We start from the raw sequence: 19,911 nt of genomic DNA on the forward strand, positions 1-19,911 counted from the left end.
ATTTTTACGGTAAAATTTAATAAGTTTCACCTCAAAAATCAATTTATCCCCGATGAAATATTCTCCAGAATTAATCGAACAAGTTCGCGCTTCCGTTGATATCGTAGATTACATTGCACAATTTGTCATGCTCAAGAAACGCGGGAAAAGTCATATCGGATTGTGTCCTTTCCATCAAGAAAAAACGCCATCGTTTCATGTTTCTGCGGATAAACAATTGTATTATTGCTTTGGCTGTGCAAAAGGCGGGACGATATATAATTTTGTCGAAGAGTATGAAAAACTATCGTTCATCGAAGCGGTACAAAAACTTGCGGAGCGCGCAGGTATCGTTCTTCCGCAATATACTGTTCACGAAAACGTCATTTCTGAAATTGAAGAGGCGTATGAAGTTTTGAAACGAACCGCTAAAATATTTCACGACCAGTTAGTGCATTCGAATGAAGGAAAATTTGCATTGGAATATTTTCGCCATCGCGGATTCACGGACGATACAATACGAAAATTCGGATTAGGATATGCTCCGCGTTCGTGGGATTTTTTAACACAAAAGTTTCTCGATGAAAATATCTCATTGGAAATTGGAGAAAAAGTAGGAGTGTTGCGCAAACGTGAAGATACTTCTATCTATAGCGCATTTCGAGGGCGCGCAATGTTTCCGATTTTTTCTCCGATGGGAAAAGTTGTTGGCTTTGGCGCAAGAAAACTGTACGACGATGATACGCTCGGTAAATACATCAATTCCTCCGAATCGTTCGTGTATAATAAAAGCAAAATTTTATATGGTTTGAATTTTTCGAAGGATGCTATCCGCGAAAAAGAATACGCCATTCTTGTTGAGGGATATGCCGATTTTCTTTCGTTGTTCCAAGCGGGAATAGAAAACGTTGTTGCCTCCAGCGGAACGGCATTGACAGAAGAACAAGTCCAGTTGCTTTCACGATATACGAAATCCATTGTCATTTTATACGATGCGGATTCTGCAGGTTCTGTTGCGGCGCTGCGAGGAATTGATGTTGTATTACAAAAAAATTTGGATGTTCGCGTAGCGCAACTTTCGAAAGGACACGACCCCGATTCGTATGTGCGAACATTCGGAAAAGACGAAACGGTACAACGAATCATCAACGCCGTTTCGTTTATCGAATTTCTTACAACATCGTTTCAAGAGAAAGGAACACTCTCAACGCCGGAAGGATTGACGTCTGCTATTCGCACCATCGTACAATATATCGCAAAAATACCGGATGAATTGAAACGTACATCTTTTGTAAAGTCTATTGCCAAACAATTTGCCTTGCGCGAATCTGTACTATTGCTCGAACTCGAAAAAAAACTTCACGTTTTTTCGCCTTCTCCTCAAATCCGTGCGAGACCAACGGAATCTATTCGGGAAAATGAAGAAACTATTTTCCCTGCGCAGCGAAAACTAGTTACACCAGCAGAGAAAGAAATTATTGCTCTCCTGATAGAAGGTGATAACGATTTGGTACATTATATTTTCGAACATACACCTATCGAAGCGTTAGGAGAAAATGCCACGAAACTGTTTCAATTGTTTGAGCAGCAATTTACGGACGTCGGAACGTTAAATGTTGCTGCGTTACTCGATACGCTTACTACCATCAGCAAAGAACAAGCGGAAGAAGTAAAAACATTAATCAATGAAATATTCTTCGATAGATATACATTGAGCAAATCGTGGTTCGATGCAGGGAACAATATTCCTGTTGCCGACTTAGGGTATCGCGCATTTGCGGCAATAATTTCTTTGCAGAAAAGTTTTTTGCAAAACGCTTATGAGAAGAATCAGGAAGTTTTGAAATATGGAAATGCCGATGAACAATCCCAAGCGATTCATCAATTACAGGTTCTTCGTGAACAAATGAAAAATCTCGATGCTCAGTTGAATAATTATAGACAAGGAATCTTCTAACAACGCTCAAAGAGAAACCTTCAAGGTTTGCTTTGAGTAAAATTTGAAATACAAAAATTTTACTTGGTATTCCGAATGAAAAAAACTTGAAGGTTCTTTAACCTTGTTTTTCGAGATGCTTACCTTTTGTGAAACGTTATCTTAATGCGTAGTTACCCAAATGATAATATTTGTTCCGAATTTTAATGCTTCTTCGCGTTTTATTTCTGGGTCATTATGGACTTGTGCATCAGCCCAACCGTCGCTGGGATTGGATTCGTATGTGTAGAGGACAACTAATCTACCGTTGTGAAATATTCCAAACGATTGCGGAGGTTTATCATCGTGTTTATGTGTTTTTGGGGCACCCGTTGGAAAGTCGAAGTGGGAATGAAATATGCCGAATGAATAGGGAAGTTCGATCAGTTCGTTTTCGGGAAATATTTTTTTAATTTCGGTGCGAAACGATTTATCCATTCCGTAGTCGTCGTCGGCGTAGAGAAATCCGCCATGCTCCAAATACAACCGCAATCGTTCGGTGTCTAATTCGGAAAACTTAATGGTGCCGTGTCCCGTTAAAAAAAGCATCGGATAGGTGTAAAGTTTTTCTGATGCGAGTTCGACAAATTCGTATTTGGGTTCAACATCGAGTAACGTATGTTGTTGAACAAAACGGAGGAGATTCGCTTCGGCAGAAGGGTCGTTGTACCAATCACCGCCGCCGTTGTATTTCAATCGTCCAATGCGAAATGAAGAGTTTGTCGGTTGCGATGTTGCGAAGTGCGTAATAAGAAGTATGAACGCAAACAATGTTCGAAAGAGAATCATTTGTTGTTTTGAAAGAACGTATTGTTGTTGAAATGAAAACTATCTATTGTTGCTGCTCTGTATTGCATCGTTATTTTTTTTAACTGGTGAATAATCCACCGCCGCCGATGAGCAACATTATGAGCGATTGCACCATTGTTTTGTAGGCAATAGTTTCTTTGAGGAAAACGGAAGTATAGAAAAATCCAATGCCGATAATGAATATCGAAGCGTATACGGCAATCATCATAATGCGTTCACGTGAGTTGGTTTCGGGAGTATCGGCAGAAAACATTTTGTTGTAAAGAAGCAATCCGAAGGAAGCAAAGATTCCGAGTGCAGCAAAGATGAGCCAGAAGTTCCTGTTCGTTTTCGATTCCTGGTGTTCCAACGAGTGGTTTGAGCATAACTTCGTACAGTGTTCCTCCAAGATTGGAACCGACCAAACTACCGATAACTCCGTAGGGAAATGCATATCATACACTGCTTTCTTATCGTGTGGTGCAACGAGTCCAACATAGCTGTAATATTTCGGATGCGCCGTCATTTCGCCGATGGAAAAAATAACAATACCCAGCACAAATATCCACACGTTGGATGCAAATGCGAGACAGAGAAAACCGAGAACGCCGAAAAATATTCCCGTAACTATCGTAAGTACGGCGTTCGTATTTTTTACAATTTTACTGACGATAACTTGTAAGAGAATGATTGTTCCGGCATTTATGATGGTAACATATTCAGCATCGAACTTTGCAGGGATTCCGAGAGAAGCAAAAAAATTGTCGAAAGGCGTTGCATCAATAAAATCGCGAAGGAACCACAGTACGGAACCAAAGTTTTGGAAGTAGAGAATCCAAAATCCCGAATACACAACAATCATTAGCATAAATCGCGCATCGCCGAGAACCATTGCAGCGCTGCTCGGAACATCTTTCAATGTTTTTGTATTCACTGGTTTCGGTGGGGCTTTGAAAATAAATAATGTTGGAATAAGCATTAATGCGCAATATGCAGAAGAGGCAATAAATACGTAACTCCACGAAAATCCTTTGAGATAACTGACAAGTAAAGGAGCAAGAAAAGCGCCGAGGTTTATCATCCAGTAGTACACGCCAAAACCTAATCCGGAATTTTCTTCGGTTGTTGTGCGTGCGACGGTTCCGGTAATAATGCGCTGCGGAAAATCGTGGGCTTTGTTTTCAAAGATGGCTTCATTCTCGGTGGAGGAAATGAGTTTAAAATGCGTTGGTGGATTTCCACGCGGGCGCGCAATGTAATACTTTCCTGAATCGTTTTCCATACTCTAACATCCTGTCATCCATTGAAATGATTCGATGTGTGTATCAGTTTGAGAAAACGATACGGTTGTAAAGAGAAGAAACGTAAAAACAAATTTTAAGTATTTCACTATAGAATCTGTGTGATAATTCGATTTCCTTCTAATTGTCATTCCGTCGAAAAACAGAATCCATAATAGAATCAACGTTTTTTGGATTCCGCTTTTGCGGGAATGACAACTTTATCTCTATAAAGCGTTGTTATTGTTCCTTGTGGGGAGTGGTGAGCACTTTATAAAAAAACTTTGTTGTAAAGTAAGCGATTATCGCCCACGCCGATAACATAATAAATAAAGCGGATGATGACATAATATTTAATAGATAAAGAAATGAAACTTACTTCGCGTTCTTATTTTTCCACGCTTTATGGATTAGAAACGCAATAATGATAAATACACTCAAGAGTAAGATGCGGGTCATATCAACAACAAACAATTGTGTGGGAGCGCCATTAACAAACCAACTTGTATCGGTAAAACCTACGTGAAATATTTTTCCAATAATACTTCCGCCATCGAGTGTCCATCCATTACCACTTGTTAAACTTGAAAATGCGGCGTTCCAATTTCCACCGGCGGGAGCAATCAGCGAGCCGATGAACACGGAAACCAAAAATAACGGAGTAACGTATTTGATTACGTATTTGAAAATAGGGTGAATAACAATATCAGCACCGCGATTTATTTCTTCCCATCCTTTATCAATACCGAAGACGTAAGCAAAAGCAATGGATTCGAGCATCGCAAATACAACGAGAGCAAACGTTCCCGACCAATCGTCAAACTCACCGAACGCGCCATATCCGAAAAAGAATATTGTCCACAATCCAAGGATGAGTGTAAATATTCCAAATATCAAAGCGGAGCGCGAACGTTCTATTTTAAATTCATCTTGGAGAAATGCCATTACGGGTTGTCCCATTGCAAGTGAACTTGTAATACCCGCAAAGAAAAGAAGTCCGAACCACGCTAATCCTGCAAATGCGGCAAGTAGTGGTCCCCAGTTTTGAAATAAAGTCGGCATAACACGAAAGCCCATCATTAGTCCTGTGTTTCCAGGTGTCAAAATCCATTCAAGTCCAAGATACGCTACAGCGATAGGAATCACGATTGAACCGCCGAGTAACACTTCGACAAACTCATTCATCCAACCTGCTGAGGAAGCGTTTAATGCTATATCATCTTTTTCGCGGACATACGCAGCATAACAATGAATGGAACCTATACCAACTGACAGCGTGAAGAAGATTTGTCCCGCCGCCGCAAGCCACACTTTCGGGTTTGAAAGCGAATCGAATTGCGGTTCCCAAAGAAAATTTAAACCCTTAACAGCGTCGTTGATTGCGCCCTGTTCACCTGCATCGAGTGTGAGAGAACGGATAGCAAGAAAAACTCCGAACACGATGAGGAGAGGCATTCCGATTTTACTTGCAATTTCTACGCCTTTACTTAACCCGCGCGAAAGAATCCACAAATTCAAACTGAGCGTAACAAAGAAAAAGAATAATGCTTCCGTAGGAAAGTTAAACCACGAATTGGATGTTGTTCCCACGTAGTGATTGAAGAATTCGGAAACTTCTTGCGCGTTCTTTCCAATAAACGTTCCCGAAAGCGAATGCCACACATACGCAAGAGTCCACGATTCGAGATAACAATAATAGGCGGCAACTGTAAGATTGGTGAAGATGCCGAAGACTCCGACATACTTCCAGAGTTTGGATTTTCCGAGAACGTCCATCATACCGGGAGTGGAATGATAGCCGTATTTTCCTCCGTGTCTGCCAATAGCCCACTCAACCCACAGCAGGGGAATACCCATTAAGAGAAATGAAACAAGATAAGGAATGATAAATGCGCCACCACCGTTAGCAACTGCTTGCGCAGGAAAGCGGAGAAAATTTCCGAGTCCGACGGCATTTCCCGCCATTGCAAGCACAAGTCCAACGCGTGAACCCCAAGATTCTTTATGCGACATAGAGTACAGAGATTAGATTACAAAATGAGTTATAAAAACGGGGAGAAGTTACAAAAAAAAATGAAACGCGAAACACAGTTCAATTAATTTTTTTAAAAATATTATCATCTGTTTGTGCGCCGATGATAAAAGGGGAGACAGAGTTTAAATTCAATGTTCAGTAGTTTCGTTGTTTGTTTCTTCGGGTATTTTCTGCGTACGTTTTTTTGTGTAGATAAAAGAAATGACAACAGCAGGTTCTGCATAATTTGACGCTGCGTTTCCCGTAAGCATAAAAATTCCTACGCCGATGATTGCGCCGATTCTGAGTGTTACCAGATTTAGTCTGCCAAGCGCAGGTTTTAAACTATGTTTTCCGGTTCTTGCGATTCTGACAAAAGTTTGTTGAGAGATTTTGTTTGGAAAATACAATGTTATTTTTTTTCTAACAGTACATCAAGTCCTGTTTTTGCTTCTTTATTTTTTGGGTCTAATTTCAAAACGATGCGGTAGTGTTTTATTGCTTCTTCTTTCTTGTTCATATTTTGCAACAGTTGAGCAAGGAGCAAATTATTTTGAACGCTAGCCGAATCAAAGGTAATCGCTTTCCGCAACGATACTGCAGCTTGCGTGTACAATCGGTCTCCTTCTTCTTTATTGTCTTTCCAGATTTGTTGTCCAAGAAAGAAGTTGTAGAACCCTTCGAAACCGTACGCTTCGGCTACTTCGGTTTTATATTTTTCAGTTGAATCAGCGATGACCTCCAACATTTTTTTATACACGATGCCTTCTTGTTTATATTCTTCCATCAATGCGTACGTGCGCGCAAGATATAAATGTCCTTTGACGTATTCCGATTTTCGTGTTGTTACTTGTTGAAAAAATGTAACCGCACTCTTGTAATCCTTCAACTGCATTTTACAAATCCCTGCGTTCATATAGGCGCTGATGGCATTCGAGTCATAACTGATGCGTTTATTAAACGTTGCAATTGCGCTGTCGTATCGCTGATTTGTCATATACAGTTCGCCTAAAGTTGTGTACACATCTATGAACGAAGAATCGGGAGATGTTGTTGCAAGATATGTTTCAAACGTAGCAATGGCATCTAAGTGTTTTTGCAATCGAACTTGCGAACGTGCGAGTCGTAAAATTTCATCAGAACTCAGTGTATCGTATTGTTGAATAAACAATAATTCTTTCTCTGCGGAAACGTAATTTCGAGTTTCATAATATCCTTTTGCCAGAATGTGCCGCGCTTCGTAGTTGGAAGAATTTTTTTCGATGATTTGTTCTGCAACCGGAATCGCTTCCTGAATACTTCTTGCACTGATGAGCGAACGCATCAATGAAATTTTGAGGTCCACATCTTCCGGAAGTAACGTCGTTAATCGCTTGAACATACGCGCGGCATTTGTGTGTTGTTTTGCTTTGGAAAAAATTTCCGCTAGTTCTCTGTATGCGTCAATATTCGTTGTATCGCGCGATATGACTTGTTGATACGATGCCGCCGCATTGTTGTAATCGCGTTGTTGGCGATAAAGTTTTCCTAACTGAAAATGAATTGCAACGAGTGTTGAATCAATCGAAATTGCTTTCTTAAATTGTTCGATTGCCGGAATTGATAAATTATTTTTTACGTACGAATTTCCTAATCCGATATACACGCTTGTGCTTTCGGGAGAAATTTCTCTTGCTTTGATATAATAAAAAATTGCAGAATCGGGAGCGTTGAGGTGATAATGCGTAGATGCAAGAAGAAAATTCACTTCAAATTTTTTCCGGTGCTCCTTTTCTTCGTACGCTTCGCGCAGTTTGGAAAGAGCAGTTTCATAATCACCTTTGGAAATTGCCTGCTTGGCATCTGCAACCGGGTCTCTTTCACACAGAACAAGAGTGGATAAACTGAAGATTGAAAGTGCGATAAAAAATATCTTTGAATAAGTCATTGAAGCGGTTTCTTTTGAGTTTGAACAATTCGAATGGGCATACGAGCGGGTACTAATCCGTAATCTCCAACAATTTTTTGCCCTTCTCCTGGATGAGCAGAAAGTAAAAACGTAACGAATCCTGCGCCGACGCCAAAACCGATATTGTGTGTATAAATATAAACTGAATGAACAAACGGGTAATAGTTATTCCAAATATAATATTGATACGGGAAATAAAATTTCTCTGCAATTTTTTTCAGTGAATCCGGAGGCGTTGAATGTTGGATTCGAAGAATTTGAATGTTTGTCGTGTCAACATTTTTCCAACTCACGCTCATAAATCCGATTGCGTCAATATTTTTCCCGACAAAATCAATTACATCGGAAGTTGATTGTGCAAGGATATCCGGTTGTGTAAATTCTTTTCCGTGCAAGAGTTGTTTTGAAAGAATTTGATATAAACCGAAATTCCTATTGAGTAATGCGATGCGAATTTGTTGCAGAGTTGTTGTCGTTGACAAAGTATTCCAATGAGTAATCGTTCCGGAAAAAATGCTGTCGAGTTGCGATTTTCGTAATTGTTCAATCGGATTTTTTTTATTGACGATAAATGCGGTCGCATCATACGCAAAAAGATGTTCTGTTATTTCAAAAGATTTTTTTTTTGCAACGTCTCGTTCCTCTTCATTCAATGAGCGAGCAATGACGATGCAGTTTGTGGAATCGTTGAGTAATTGCGCTATTGCTTCCCGGTCGGAAGTTGGAATATTGGAGATGAACGCTTCGGAATATAAATTGTGAAATTTAGTTACTTCTCCATTTACTAACGGAGCAATTGCATCAGAAGAATAGAACGTTAATGTTCCTTTTGTAGGTGATTCTTTTTGCTCTTGTGTGCATCCGAGAAAAAAGAAAAAAAAACAGAATGGCAGAAACACATCGTATAATTTATTCATTTGCGTTCTGTTTTGATTTCGACCAAAGAGTTACGATGCGGTAAATACCGTATAAGAGCAAAACAATTCCGAACGTGATGCGAAAATGTGTTGGAAGAACTAAGGGAATAAATTCAATCAGAATAGCAATTCCACACAACGAAATAAGAGACGCAGTGCTGTATCCGACGATTTGCAGGAGCAGTGAAAGCGACACATTTTTATTTGAGTTTAAAACGAAAAGGAATGGTTACGTTCACCGCAACGGGACCGTTATTCATCATTGCAGGAGTAAAAACCCATTTCCATGCGGCTTCGACAGCGGCTTCGTTAAAAATTTCAGCGTCGCTTTTTAAAACAGTAACTTTTTTCGGTTTTCCCTCTTTATCAACCCAAACTTTAACCCATACTGTTCCTTCCATTCCTGCTTTCAAAGCAATTTCCGGATACGTTGGCTGTGGTTTATTGACTGGTTCTGGTCCTTTTTCGTATGCAACGAAATCAGCAGGTTCTATATCTTCCTGAATAGTTATTTCTTCCGGTTCTATTTGTAATTGCGAACCGTTTCCATCTCCTTCATTTCCCAGCACAGGGCTTTGTAAAGTGCTTAATTCTGTTTGCGTTGCAATTGTTTGTTCGGGACTTACTTCGGCATCGGGAACTGGCACGGGGATTCCAACGGATGGACGAGCAGCGGGTGCAGAAATAGCAACTTGTGGTGCAGCATCAGCATTTGCGATGGAAGGCGGTGGACCTAAATCGCTGTATTTCATTATGCGTACGGTGTAAATCGGTTCTTCTTCTTCTTGTAAATACAGAACGAAGAAGTACAGTCCAATAAGCGCAAAATGAAGTAAGAGAGAAATTGCTAACGCCCACGAAGCATATTTCCGATATAATTTTTGAAATGCTGCGTGTCCTCGTGGTGCAAAATCTATGGCAAGTGTTTCTGCTGACATATAAATTTCCTTTCAGACTATTATTGTACTTGACTGAGCGCTTTCAAATCTTCTTCGAGTAACGGCGCAATGCTGAAACGGGTAATTTCTGCTACATTGAGTTCATCAATAAGGTCAACCATCATTTTAAATTTTCCTTTTCTATCAACTTTTATGAGCGTGATAAGTTTCGGATTTGCTTTTGACGATTGGCGAAGAAATTTATTGAGTTCATTGAAAACAATTTTTTCAGGAATATCAACACCGAAATTCTTGAATATAGTTCCGTCGTCTTTTACTCGAATTGTCAGTAAATTGCTTTGTGCAACTTCTATTTTTGCTTCTCCTGGAGGAAGATTGATTTCCATCGTTTGAGGTTTCGACATTGTTGTTGTGAGCATAAAAAACGTCAACAACAAAAACGCAACATCCACCATCGGTGTCATATCTAATCGAACACCAAGACGATGTTTCTTTTTATGTTTTTTCTTTTTCTTATCGTGTCCTCGCGGTGAAGGAGTGTCAACTGCTGCCATTATGTTTTACTTTGTTAATTCTTTTCTAAATCAGTTACTAAATTAAAGCGCGTGATATTTGTTTTTTGTAAAATATCCATAACGTCTTGAGTAACACCGTATTCAGCATCTTGGTCTCCTTTAATAATCGTGCGAAGTTTAGGATTGGCAGTTCGTGCTTTTATCAGAAGGTTCGGGAGTTCATCTTTTGTAACTTCAAAACTTGGAGCAAGTGTCGCCATATTTTCCGGGGTGAGATAACGTTTTTTTAATTCATTCGGGAAATTATTCCAACGATTATTTACAAATTCAGAAAAAACTTTTTGTCGTACACGTTGAGCGTCAACACCTAAAAAAATTCTGCTGTCTTTGTCAATGGAAACAGTCATAACATCTATTTCAGGAAGTTTAATGACAGAATGGGACGTTGGAATATCAACTTGAATATCTTCCGGAGGACGAAATTGTGTGGTCAACATAAAAAAAGTTAATAGTAAAAATGCAACATCCACCATTGGAGTCATATCAAGTTTTACGCCAATGCGTGCTTTCTTGATTTTTGGCATACAGTACGGTTAATTAGACGTGGATTTTGAATTTAATGTTTGCGTAACATTGTAACTTGCTTCGTCAAGCATATACGTAAAGTTATCAACTTTATTAACAAAGAAATTGTAAGCAATGATTGCTGCTATGGCACAAATGAGCCCTCCAGCAGTGTTAATCAATGCTTCAGAAATTCCAATGGATAACTGTATTGCATCCGGTGCGCCGGAACGAGCCATTGCAGCGAACGAGCGAATCATTCCGATAGTTGTTCCGAGCAAACCTACCATTGTCGCTATGGAAGCAATCGTAGAAATTGCCAACAAATTTTTTTCCAAGAGCGGCATTTCTAACATCGTGGCTTCTTCAATTGCACGTTGAACTTCTTGCATTTTCTTTTCCGCGTCGTGCTTATCAGAAATTGAAATGAATTGGTAGCGTTCTAAACCTGCACGAATGATGTTTGCCATTACGCCGCGTTGTTTGTTACAGAGTTCGATTGCGGCATCTATATTTCCGTTCGATAATTCTGTTTGGGTTTGCTTTAAGTAATCAACAAGTGAACCTTTTCCTTGTGCCTTCGAAAGCGAAAATAATCTTTCAAAAATATAAGTGATAACCATTATTGTCAATGTCATCAGCATAATAACAAGAAGTCCTCCTTGATAGATATTATGAAGCATTGTTTTTTCTTCAGCCGCTCCCATAATTCCAAAATAGATGTATGAAGAAGCGCCGCAGGATACGACAAGTAAAATTATAATAAACAACGATTGTTTCATCTGAATGATTTCTCCGAAAGATAAGTTACAAAATATTATTAATGTTATGTATAAAAAGAAAAAAATACCGCAAGATTTTAATGCGGTAATTTTTTTCGGCGAAAAAATATGAAATAAAATGAAAACAACAAACAAACGTTTTTGAAAAACTTATACGATAATTTTCTTTCAGAGTTTTTTTTTATCTTTTGCGCACAGTTTTTCAAAAACACTAACAACGAAGCATCATAACAATGCAGATTAAAGAAAAATTTTTTGATGATATTGCCATGATTTCATTGAAAGGAAATCTAATCGGTGGCGAAGAAACGCTCCAACTTCAAGAAAAAATCCGAAGTTTATTAGCCGACGGAATGAAAAAAATAGTAATTGATTTAAAAGGAACCAACTGGATGAACAGTTCCGGACTTGGTGCGCTCATCTCCGCGTACACTTCTTCAACAAATCAAGGAGCGGATTTACGCCTTGCCAATCTTTCTGAAAAAGTGCATAACCTTTTTGTTATCACGAAACTTCTTAAAGTTTTTAAAGTGTTTGAATCAACAGAACGCGCTGTTGCAAGTTTTAAGTAATTGCAGTTTTCTCAACTATTATATATTAAGGATAACTAAAATGCAGAAAAAATTCTGTCTTTCTCTTTTGTTTTTATTCATACTCGTGCATTTTTCATCATTAGCACAAGTCAACGATATTTTGATTGTCAATGACAATGCGAATTCCGCTTCTGCGCAATTAATAAAACGAGCATTGCTCGATTTAGGAATTTCAGTTGACCTTGTTTCGTTTTCATCTCATAATTCAGCAATCTACAACGATTACAAGTTGGTAATTTGGTCTGCAGGAAGTAATGGAGCGGGAACAATTTTCAATGATGGCAATAAACGGAACGCATTGCTTCAACGCGCACTTTCCGAAAAAAAAGTTTGGGTTGAAGGCGGCGAAGTTGGTTCACGATACCAACTTCATCCCGATTCAAATTTCCGAAGAAAAGTTTTACACATCAGAGACGGAGGATGGGTGAATGATGCAACGAACAATCCACTCTTATTCACTATTGCTAATCATCGAATTTACAATACGCCGTACGTTTTAACACAGCCGATAATATTCAAAACTCCTGCTGCTACAACAGATCGAGATTTATTACGACTTATTCCTAACGATGAAGGAAGAAAAAAAGTCGGCGGATTTACTGCAGATACATTGCAGATGGCAATAAACACTTGGTCATCAAGTCCGAATCCGGCGACTTCGCATACGCTTTTTACTTCGTTCAGTTTTAATGCAATTGAAGATTCTCTTATTGCCAAAAATCTTATACAGAACATTGGAATGTTTTTACTTACTTTGGATAATACTCCTCAAGTTCTTTTGATGAATCCGCGTGATGAAGAAATTTGGCAAGCGGGAACTTCGCAAATTATTCGCTGGGCTAAAAACAAAATTACACACGTTAAACTTGAATATAAATTACGCGGAGAAGCAGATTGGACGTTGATTGCAGATTCCGTTCCTGCTTATCAAAAAGACGAAAACGGAAATGTTCGAATCGAATTAGATGAAACAGGAAATTTTTGGGGAAATTATCAATGGACCGTTCCTACAGTTGATACATCCGCTTTTATACGAATTTCCGATGTAGAAAGTCCCGGTTTATATTCACAAAATAGTTTTCCTTTTTATATTACCTTGCAGCCACCACCGAATTGGAATATCCGAAAACCAATTACAACTCCTCAAGGTCGGTTAATGTCAACATATTTTGAACTTCACGATACGGGATTCGTCTATTGTTTTGGTGGAGGAGAGAATGCCGGTTCTAATTTAAATCAACGCTTTACACCTGTTACAGGTACGTGGGAACAGAAAACTCCAATGCCTATCAAAGCATCTTCAGGAGGGGCAGTTACCGTTGATAGTAAAATCTATGTTATAGGCGGATACAACAATGTGAATTTTACTTTAAATAAAGTGCAGATTTACAGACCTTCAACCGATGAATGGACAGAAGGAGCGCCAATGCCTGAACCGGTAAAAGCGGATTTTGGAATTTCCGTTTATAACGATAGTCTCATTTATATTTTTGGCGGCGATACGGGAACGTTTAACGGTTCGAAACCGGTCAACAATGTTCGTATTTATAATCCCGACGAAGATACGTGGACGGATGCAACACCGCTCCCTATTGCGCGAGCAATGTGCGCCGCAGGAATCTATAACAACACCATTCTTGTCGTTGGAAGTTATGACCGAAGTCGTTTTATGACTACGGATACAATTTTTAAAGGAATCATCAATCCTTCCAATCCTTCGGAAATTACATGGACACATTCGTTTTTCCCTGATGGAGCGATTGCGCGACCAAGCGCGGCTTCTACAAAATTAGGAATTATTTTTGTTGGAGGTGATTCAGGATTTAGCAGTAATTATCGCGGCTCTACATTTCTGAGTTTGTTCAACGAAGAAGGCAACGTACGAAAATGGTTTCCGCTTAATTCAATGCCAACTCGAAGAACCAATATGGGAACGTCGCTTGCAACAAACGGTTTCGATTCTGTTTGGGCGATTGGAGGATTTGCCAATGGAGTTCAGTTGAATACGAATGAAGTGTTATACATTCCGGATACGTTGAAAATTAACAGAACGTTGGATTTTACCAATGCAATTCCTGAAGCGTATCATTTGTATCAAAACTATCCGAATCCATTTAACCCGATTACATCCATTCGATTTGAATTACAATCCTCCGGCTCAGTTACTTTAAAAGTATATAATATAATCGGACAAGAAATGATTACTCTTGTGAATAATAATCTTGAACTAGGAGTCTACGAAACAAAATTTGATGCGTCGCAAATTCCTTCAGGAGTATATTTTTATCGTTTAAATGTTGTTGGTAATAACGGAAAAATATATTCCGAAACGAAGAAGATGGTTTTATTGAAGTAGAGTTATTAATGATGAAACGGCTCTATGAAAATTTCATCGAGCCGTTTTTGTTTTTAAATTGACTGAAAGAATTTCTACTTTTACCACGCATTTTTTAAAACCGAAAAATGAACACCACTTTGAAAGTGGTGTCCATTTACTAATATGACCAAAACCGACGTTGCAAATATTCTCGATGAAATCGGAACGCTGTTTGAACTGAAAGGCGAAAATAAATTCAAGTGCATTGCTTTTCATAATGTTGCGCGAACAATTTCCGCTCTCACGTTAGATTTGAACACGCTCGTCTCCGAAGGAAAACTCACCGAAATAAAAGGTGTGGGAAAATCCATCGCGCAAGACATTACCGAACTCGTTACAACGGGAAAATTGAAATTCTACGAAGAGTTGAAAAATTTTTTTCCTCCGGGAATTACCGACTTGCTTCGCATTCAAGGAATGGGACCGAAGAAAGTAAAAATTCTCTGGGAGAAACTTGGCATTGCATCGCTCCAACAACTGAAAGAAGCGTGCGAGCAGCATAAACTTGCAACGCTCGAAGGTTTTGGCGCGAAGACGGAAGAAAATATTTTGAACGGACTTGCAATGCTCGATAAAGTTGCGGACAAACATTTATACAGCGATGCGTTGCAATCTGCTGAACCCGTGTTGGAATTTTTGAAAACTCAAAAAGGTGTTTCGCGCGCAGAAGTTGCCGGAAGTTTGCGGAGGAAAAAAGAAATCATCGGTGATATTGATATTCTCGTGAGCGCAAAAAAATCAAATGTTGAAATAATTATGGAGGCGTTTACCTCGCACGAAAACGTTCAGCAAGTGTTGGGAAAAGGCGAAACGAAATCGAGTGTGTTGTTGAAGAGCAATATCCAATGCGATGTGCGTGTGGTTGACGATTCGGAATTTCCGTTTGCGCTTGCGTATTTTACCGGAAGCAAAGAACACAACGTTGAAATGCGAACACGCGCAAAACAATTCGGTTGGAGTTTGAATGAATACGGTTTTTCAAAATTAGAAAGCGATGAACACCGCGGCAAAGCAAAACAGGTAATCAAATGCAAAAACGAAGAGGATATTTTCAACGCGCTTGAGTTGCAATACATTCCTCCAGAGTTACGCGAGAACAACAATGAAATTGAATTTGCAGTGAAAAATAATATTCCGACATTGCTTGAAGAAAAAGATTTGCGCGGAACGTTTCATTGCCACACGACGTACAGCGACGGAAAAAATTCTCTCGAAGAAATGATTGAAGCCGCTCGCAAACTTGGCTTTGAATATTTCGGAATTGCTGACCATTCCAAAGTTGCCGCGTATGCAAATGGATTAACGCCACAACGTGTAAAACAACAGCACAAACATATTGACGAAGTGCAAAAGAAATTTTCCGAAATAAAAATTTTCAAAGGAACGGAAGTTGATATTTTAAAAGATGGCTCGCTCGATTTCGATGACAAAACGCTTGCAACGTTCGATTACGTTGTCGCGTCGGTACATTCCGTTTTCAAAATGAGTGAAGAAGAAATGACGAAACGCATAGTCAAAGCATTGAAGAACAAATACGTTACGTTTCTCGGACATTCGACGGGACGATTGTTAATGCAGCGCGATGGTTATCCGTTGAACACGAAAGAAGTGATTGACGTTGCGAGCGATTACGGAAAAGGAATTGAAATCAACGCTCATCCCGTGCGCTTGGATTTGGATTGGCGTTGGTGCAGATATGCGAAAGAAAAAGGCGTGAAGATTCCCATCAATCCCGACGCACATTCAACGGAAGAAATTTTGCTTGTGAAATACGGAGTGAACGTTGCGCGCAAAGGTTGGCTCGAAAAGAAAGATGTCGTGAATGCGTGGAATGTGAAAGAAGTAGAAAAATTTTTTTTATCAACTCGGAAGTAATATCTCACGCAAAGACGCAGAGTCGCAAAAGATGTTTTGTGAAAGATTTATGCTTGATGAAAATGTAAAATTAGATTTTTAAGATAAAGTTTTTTAAAGCCGCTAATTTATAAAATTTCTTAGCGTAACTTTGCATTGACCTTTGCGAAACTCTGCGGTTAAATGAAAGTGTTTTTTTACCGCAAAGGAACACAGAGTTAGCGCAGAGTAACGCAAAATAATTTCTTTGCATTTTAGCGTCTTTGCGTGAGAAAAAAAAATAAATAATTTTATGCGACCAAACCTTTTCGGAATTTTACTTGTAACATTCGGATTTCTTTTTCTTCTCGACAATTTGGGAATGATTGAGTTCGGTGATTTTATGCATCGCTTTTGGCCCCTCATTCTCATTCTCATCGGATTGAGTTTGATTTTCCGAAGCCGCAACAAACCGCACGATGTTACGCAGCAAGCGCAACAACCATCGTATCAAAGCGCAACTATTCCACCGCCGCAACCGCAAACGCATCAAACGTATTCGCAACCATCGTATGCAACGTCGAATGTTGATATGCTCAATGTTTCGGAAGTGTTTGGCGAACTGCGGCTCGATATTGTTTCACAAAATTTTCGCGGAGGAAGAGTTTCCAACGTGTTCGGCGAAGTGCGGATTGATTTGACGAAAACAATTCTTGCCGACGGCGATTCCGTTATTGATATATCAGCGGTTTTTGGCGATATCGTATTGTTAGTTCCGCGTGAAATGGCATTTTCAATCCAAGCGAATGTTTCGGTTGGTGATATTCGTGTGTTCGATATGAAACGCGATGGATTATTTTGCAAACTCAATTACAAAACTGCAAACTTAGATTCTTCGCCGAAACGATTGCACATTGTTACGTCGTCAGTGTTTGGTGAATGTAAGGTTTGGTAATTTATTATTCGTTATTAGCGTTTTCTTTTCTCATTTTTCCAAATAACAATTATCAACTAACGAATAACTTTTTGAAAGTTTAGCGTAAATGAAAGACAAATCGAAAATAGTGAGCACAATAATTTCTCGTCTCCAAAAAGAATTTCCCGATGCGAAATGCGCATTGGAACACGAAACGCCGCATCAACTTTTGGTTTCGACAATTCTTTCTGCGCAATGCACCGATGCGCGGGTGAATATGGTAACGCCGTCGTTGTTCGAGAAATACAAAACGGTGAAAGATTTTGCTTCGGCGAATCAAAGCGAATTGGAAAAAGAAATTTACTCAACGGGATTTTACAAGAACAAAGCAAAAGCAATTATCGCGTCTTCAAAAACATTGCTCAAAAAATTTCACGGCAACATTCCGAACACAGTCGAAGAATTGACTTCGCTTCCCGGCGTTGGAAGAAAAACTGCAAACGTCGTGCTGGGAACTGCATTCAATATCGCAACGGGAATAGTTGTTGATACACACGTTTCGCGTTTATCGCAGCGACTTGGTTTTACTAAACAAACCAACGCAGAAAAAATCGAAGAAGATTTAATGAAACTTATTCCGAAGAAACATTGGATTATGTTTTCGCATTGGCTCATTCTCCACGGAAGAAAAACGTGCGATGCAAGAAAACCAAAATGTAATGCTTGCGTGTTGAATGATGTTTGTCCGAGTGTAAATAAATTTTCTTAAAATAGTTAAGGACTCGAGGATTCAAGCGGTCAAGTGAATTTAAATTATATTACTCGAATCCTCGACCACTTGAATCCTTGAACCCGAATCTTAAATCTAAATTCTAAAATCTAAAATGGCAATTGACGTACTCGCAATCGGCGCACATCCCGACGATATTGAATTTTCGTGCTGCGGAACGATTGCAAAATTAGTAAAGCAAAAAAAGAATGTCGGCATTCTCGACTTAACGCAAGGAGAACTCGGAACGCGCGGTAATAAAAACATTCGCAATAGTGAAGCAACAAATGCGGGAAAAATTCTTGGCGTTGCATTTCGGGAAAACTTGAAACTCGCCGACGGAAGTTTCGAAGTGAATCAAAAAAATATTCTGAAAGTAATTTCTGTAATTCGCAAATATCGTCCGAAGATTTTGCTTATTCCTCCGTACCACGAGCGACATCCCGACCACGAACACGCACATCAGTTAGCGAAAGAATCGTGGTTTTATTCCGGCTTAAAAAATATTATCACAAAGGAAAATGGAAAAACTCAAGAACCATTTCGTCCCGATACATATTTTCAATTTATGTTGCGTTACGAATTTCAACCAACATTTATTGTTGATATTTCTGATGTGTATGAAATTCGTGTGAAAGCGATTGAAGCGTTTGAATCACAAGTTCACAGCAAAACGTATAAATCGAACGAACCGCAAACTTTATTAAGCAAGCCAACGTTCAAAGAACTATTGGAAATACGAGCAAAGTTTTATGGAAGTCAAATCGGTGTGAAGTATGGCGAACCATTTTATTATCATCAACCGCTTGGCGTTGATGATTTATTTTCACTGAAACTTTTTGTGGGGTAATGAATGTTCTATTTGCACAAAATAAAATTACAAGTTTAATAACATTCTCAAATATTTATGAATACACTCAAAACAACTTTTTTAATGGCATTACTCACCGTACTTTTCATTCTTGTCGGAAACGCATTGGGAGGACAAGGCGGAATGATGCTCGCATTTATGTTTGCAATCGTAATGAATTTCGGCTCGTACTTTTTCAGCGATAAAATTGTGCTGATGATGTACCGTGCGAAAGAAATTCAACGTGAGGAAAATCCGAAATTATTTTCAATGTTGCAAGAAATGACAATGAAAGCGAATATTCCAATGCCGCGCGTTTACATTATTGATTCCGAACAACCGAACGCATTTGCAACAGGAAGAAATCCGCAACACGCAGCAGTTGCAGTAACAAGAGGAATAATGAACACACTCAGCAACGAAGAATTGAAAGGCGTTCTCGGGCACGAACTTGCGCATATTATTCATCGCGATATTTTAATTGGAACAATTGCTGCAACTGTTGCCGGAGCAATATCAATGCTTGCAAATATGGCGCAATGGGCAATGATTTTTGGCGGGGGTAGACGCGACGATAGAGAAGTAGGAAGTCCAATTGGTTCGATATTGATGTTGATACTTGCACCGATTGCCGCAATGTTAATTCAAATGGCAATTTCGCGTTCGAGAGAATTTCTTGCCGATGAAGGTGGAGCGCAACTTTCCGGAAATCCGTTTTATCTTTCTAATGCATTACGAAAACTCGATGCAAAGTCGCAACTTATTCCGATGAATGCAACACCGTCAACAGCGCATCTGTTCATCGTTTCTCCGCTTTCCGGCGCGCAAAGTTTTATGAAACTGTTTTCCACTCATCCGCCAATGGAAGAGCGTATTGCTCGATTGGAAGCGATGGGAGTTCGTTAAAAATT

General features: G+C 39.3%; 19 protein-coding genes. 8 read left to right on the forward strand and 11 right to left on the reverse strand.

Annotated features, from left to right (window positions below; translation table 11 throughout):
• The first annotated feature begins 52 nt into the window (after window positions 1-52).
• Entirely contained in the window at window positions 53-1,936 is a 1,884-nt protein-coding gene (locus FJ218_00725; GenBank protein ID MBM4165444.1) for a DNA primase, read from the forward strand.
• Between the two features lie 141 nt (window positions 1,937-2,077).
• Here FJ218_00725 and FJ218_00730 read toward each other — a convergent pair whose 3' ends face one another.
• The 11 genes from FJ218_00730 to FJ218_00780 form a co-directional block, all read right to left on the reverse strand.
• Window positions 2,078-2,743, reverse strand: a complete 666-nt coding sequence (locus FJ218_00730) for a DUF4159 domain-containing protein (GenBank protein MBM4165445.1) — start codon at window positions 2,741-2,743, stop codon at window positions 2,078-2,080.
• A gap of 79 nt (window positions 2,744-2,822) precedes the next feature.
• Window positions 2,823-4,025 (reverse strand): MFS transporter, encoded by a 1,203-nt coding sequence (locus tag FJ218_00735; GenBank protein MBM4165446.1) that lies wholly within the window; start codon window positions 4,023-4,025, stop codon window positions 2,823-2,825.
• 373 nt (window positions 4,026-4,398) lie between these two features.
• Window positions 4,399-6,036 carry a sodium:calcium symporter gene (locus FJ218_00740; GenBank protein MBM4165447.1) on the reverse strand — a complete coding sequence of 546 codons (1,638 nt, stop codon included), beginning with the start codon at window positions 6,034-6,036 and terminating at the stop codon, window positions 4,399-4,401.
• Window positions 6,037-6,186: 150 nt separating this feature from the next.
• Window positions 6,187-6,447 carry a hypothetical protein gene (locus tag FJ218_00745; GenBank protein ID MBM4165448.1) on the reverse strand — a complete coding sequence of 87 codons (261 nt, stop codon included), beginning with the start codon at window positions 6,445-6,447 and terminating at the stop codon, window positions 6,187-6,189.
• Window positions 6,448-6,449: 2 nt separating this feature from the next.
• Window positions 6,450-7,964, reverse strand: a complete 1,515-nt coding sequence (locus FJ218_00750) for a tetratricopeptide repeat protein (GenBank protein MBM4165449.1) — start codon at window positions 7,962-7,964, stop codon at window positions 6,450-6,452.
• On the reverse strand, window positions 7,961-8,902 hold the full coding sequence (locus tag FJ218_00755; protein ID MBM4165450.1) for a hypothetical protein: 942 nt from the start codon (window positions 8,900-8,902) through the stop codon (window positions 7,961-7,963). The genes FJ218_00750 and FJ218_00755 overlap by 4 nt, the downstream gene beginning before the upstream one ends.
• Window positions 8,895-9,098, reverse strand: coding sequence for a hypothetical protein (locus FJ218_00760; protein MBM4165451.1), 204 nt, complete (start codon window positions 9,096-9,098; stop codon window positions 8,895-8,897). Before FJ218_00760 ends, FJ218_00755 begins: the two co-directional genes overlap by 8 nt.
• A 4-nt stretch (window positions 9,099-9,102) precedes the next feature.
• A complete protein-coding gene (locus tag FJ218_00765) occupies window positions 9,103-9,840 on the reverse strand; it encodes an energy transducer TonB (GenBank protein ID MBM4165452.1) in 738 nt (245 codons plus the stop codon).
• A gap of 20 nt (window positions 9,841-9,860) precedes the next feature.
• Entirely contained in the window at window positions 9,861-10,355 is a 495-nt protein-coding gene (locus FJ218_00770) for a biopolymer transporter ExbD (protein ID MBM4165453.1), read from the reverse strand.
• 14 nt (window positions 10,356-10,369) lie between these two features.
• Window positions 10,370-10,900, reverse strand: a complete 531-nt coding sequence (locus tag FJ218_00775; protein ID MBM4165454.1) for a biopolymer transporter ExbD — start codon at window positions 10,898-10,900, stop codon at window positions 10,370-10,372.
• 9 nt (window positions 10,901-10,909) lie between these two features.
• On the reverse strand, window positions 10,910-11,662 hold the full coding sequence (locus FJ218_00780) for a MotA/TolQ/ExbB proton channel family protein (protein MBM4165455.1): 753 nt from the start codon (window positions 11,660-11,662) through the stop codon (window positions 10,910-10,912).
• A gap of 233 nt (window positions 11,663-11,895) precedes the next feature.
• On the opposite strand from FJ218_00780, the gene FJ218_00785 reads away from it, so the two are divergent.
• The 7 genes from FJ218_00785 to htpX all read left to right on the forward strand — a co-directional run bounded on the left by FJ218_00785 (window position 11,896) and on the right by htpX (window position 19,906).
• Window positions 11,896-12,234 (forward strand): STAS domain-containing protein, encoded by a 339-nt coding sequence (locus tag FJ218_00785; protein ID MBM4165456.1) that lies wholly within the window; start codon window positions 11,896-11,898, stop codon window positions 12,232-12,234.
• Between the two features lie 40 nt (window positions 12,235-12,274).
• Window positions 12,275-14,611, forward strand: coding sequence for a T9SS type A sorting domain-containing protein (locus FJ218_00790; protein MBM4165457.1), 2,337 nt, complete (start codon window positions 12,275-12,277; stop codon window positions 14,609-14,611).
• A 144-nt stretch (window positions 14,612-14,755) separates the two neighbouring features.
• Window positions 14,756-16,507 (forward strand): DNA polymerase/3'-5' exonuclease PolX, encoded by a 1,752-nt coding sequence (gene polX, locus FJ218_00795; protein MBM4165458.1) that lies wholly within the window; start codon window positions 14,756-14,758, stop codon window positions 16,505-16,507.
• 271 nt (window positions 16,508-16,778) lie between these two features.
• The gene (locus FJ218_00800) at window positions 16,779-17,420 is read left to right on the forward strand and encodes a hypothetical protein (GenBank protein ID MBM4165459.1); all 642 of its coding nucleotides are present in this window, start codon (window positions 16,779-16,781) and stop codon (window positions 17,418-17,420) included.
• Window positions 17,421-17,508: 88 nt separating this feature from the next.
• A complete protein-coding gene (gene nth, locus FJ218_00805; protein MBM4165460.1) occupies window positions 17,509-18,150 on the forward strand; it encodes an endonuclease III in 642 nt (213 codons plus the stop codon).
• A gap of 115 nt (window positions 18,151-18,265) precedes the next feature.
• Window positions 18,266-19,000: a bacillithiol biosynthesis deacetylase BshB1 gene (gene bshB1 / locus FJ218_00810; protein MBM4165461.1), complete on the forward strand. Its 735-nt coding sequence runs from the start codon at window positions 18,266-18,268 to the stop codon at window positions 18,998-19,000.
• A 57-nt stretch (window positions 19,001-19,057) separates the two neighbouring features.
• Window positions 19,058-19,906 (forward strand): zinc metalloprotease HtpX, encoded by an 849-nt coding sequence (gene htpX / locus FJ218_00815; protein ID MBM4165462.1) that lies wholly within the window; start codon window positions 19,058-19,060, stop codon window positions 19,904-19,906.
• The last annotated feature ends 5 nt before the right edge of the window (window positions 19,907-19,911 follow it).

The organism is Ignavibacteria bacterium, assembly GCA_016873775.1.
In the GTDB taxonomy this organism is placed as follows: domain Bacteria; phylum Bacteroidota; class Ignavibacteria; order UBA10030; family F1-140-MAGs086; genus JAGXRH01.

Bases quoted from the DNA above. Each gene is read 5' to 3' on its own strand.
- FJ218_00725 (MBM4165444.1), top strand. From the start codon at position 53: ATGAAATATTCTCCAGAATTAATCGAACAAGTTCGCGCTTCCGTTGAT.
- FJ218_00730 (MBM4165445.1), bottom strand. From the start codon at position 2,743: ATGATTCTCTTTCGAACATTGTTTGCGTTCATACTTCTTATTACGCAC.
- FJ218_00735 (MBM4165446.1), bottom strand. From the start codon at position 4,025: ATGGAAAACGATTCAGGAAAGTATTACATTGCGCGCCCGCGTGGAAAT.
- FJ218_00740 (MBM4165447.1), bottom strand. From the start codon at position 6,036: ATGTCGCATAAAGAATCTTGGGGTTCACGCGTTGGACTTGTGCTTGCA.
- FJ218_00750 (MBM4165449.1), bottom strand. From the start codon at position 7,964: ATGACTTATTCAAAGATATTTTTTATCGCACTTTCAATCTTCAGTTTA.
- FJ218_00755 (MBM4165450.1), bottom strand. From the start codon at position 8,902: ATGAATAAATTATACGATGTGTTTCTGCCATTCTGTTTTTTTTTCTTT.
- FJ218_00765 (MBM4165452.1), bottom strand. From the start codon at position 9,840: ATGTCAGCAGAAACACTTGCCATAGATTTTGCACCACGAGGACACGCA.
- FJ218_00770 (MBM4165453.1), bottom strand. From the start codon at position 10,355: ATGGCAGCAGTTGACACTCCTTCACCGCGAGGACACGATAAGAAAAAG.
- FJ218_00775 (MBM4165454.1), bottom strand. From the start codon at position 10,900: ATGCCAAAAATCAAGAAAGCACGCATTGGCGTAAAACTTGATATGACT.
- FJ218_00780 (MBM4165455.1), bottom strand. From the start codon at position 11,662: ATGAAACAATCGTTGTTTATTATAATTTTACTTGTCGTATCCTGCGGC.
- FJ218_00785 (MBM4165456.1), top strand. From the start codon at position 11,896: ATGCAGATTAAAGAAAAATTTTTTGATGATATTGCCATGATTTCATTG.
- FJ218_00790 (MBM4165457.1), top strand. From the start codon at position 12,275: ATGCAGAAAAAATTCTGTCTTTCTCTTTTGTTTTTATTCATACTCGTG.
- polX (MBM4165458.1), top strand. From the start codon at position 14,756: ATGACCAAAACCGACGTTGCAAATATTCTCGATGAAATCGGAACGCTG.
- FJ218_00800 (MBM4165459.1), top strand. From the start codon at position 16,779: ATGCGACCAAACCTTTTCGGAATTTTACTTGTAACATTCGGATTTCTT.
- nth (MBM4165460.1), top strand. From the start codon at position 17,509: ATGAAAGACAAATCGAAAATAGTGAGCACAATAATTTCTCGTCTCCAA.
- bshB1 (MBM4165461.1), top strand. From the start codon at position 18,266: ATGGCAATTGACGTACTCGCAATCGGCGCACATCCCGACGATATTGAA.
- htpX (MBM4165462.1), top strand. From the start codon at position 19,058: ATGAATACACTCAAAACAACTTTTTTAATGGCATTACTCACCGTACTT.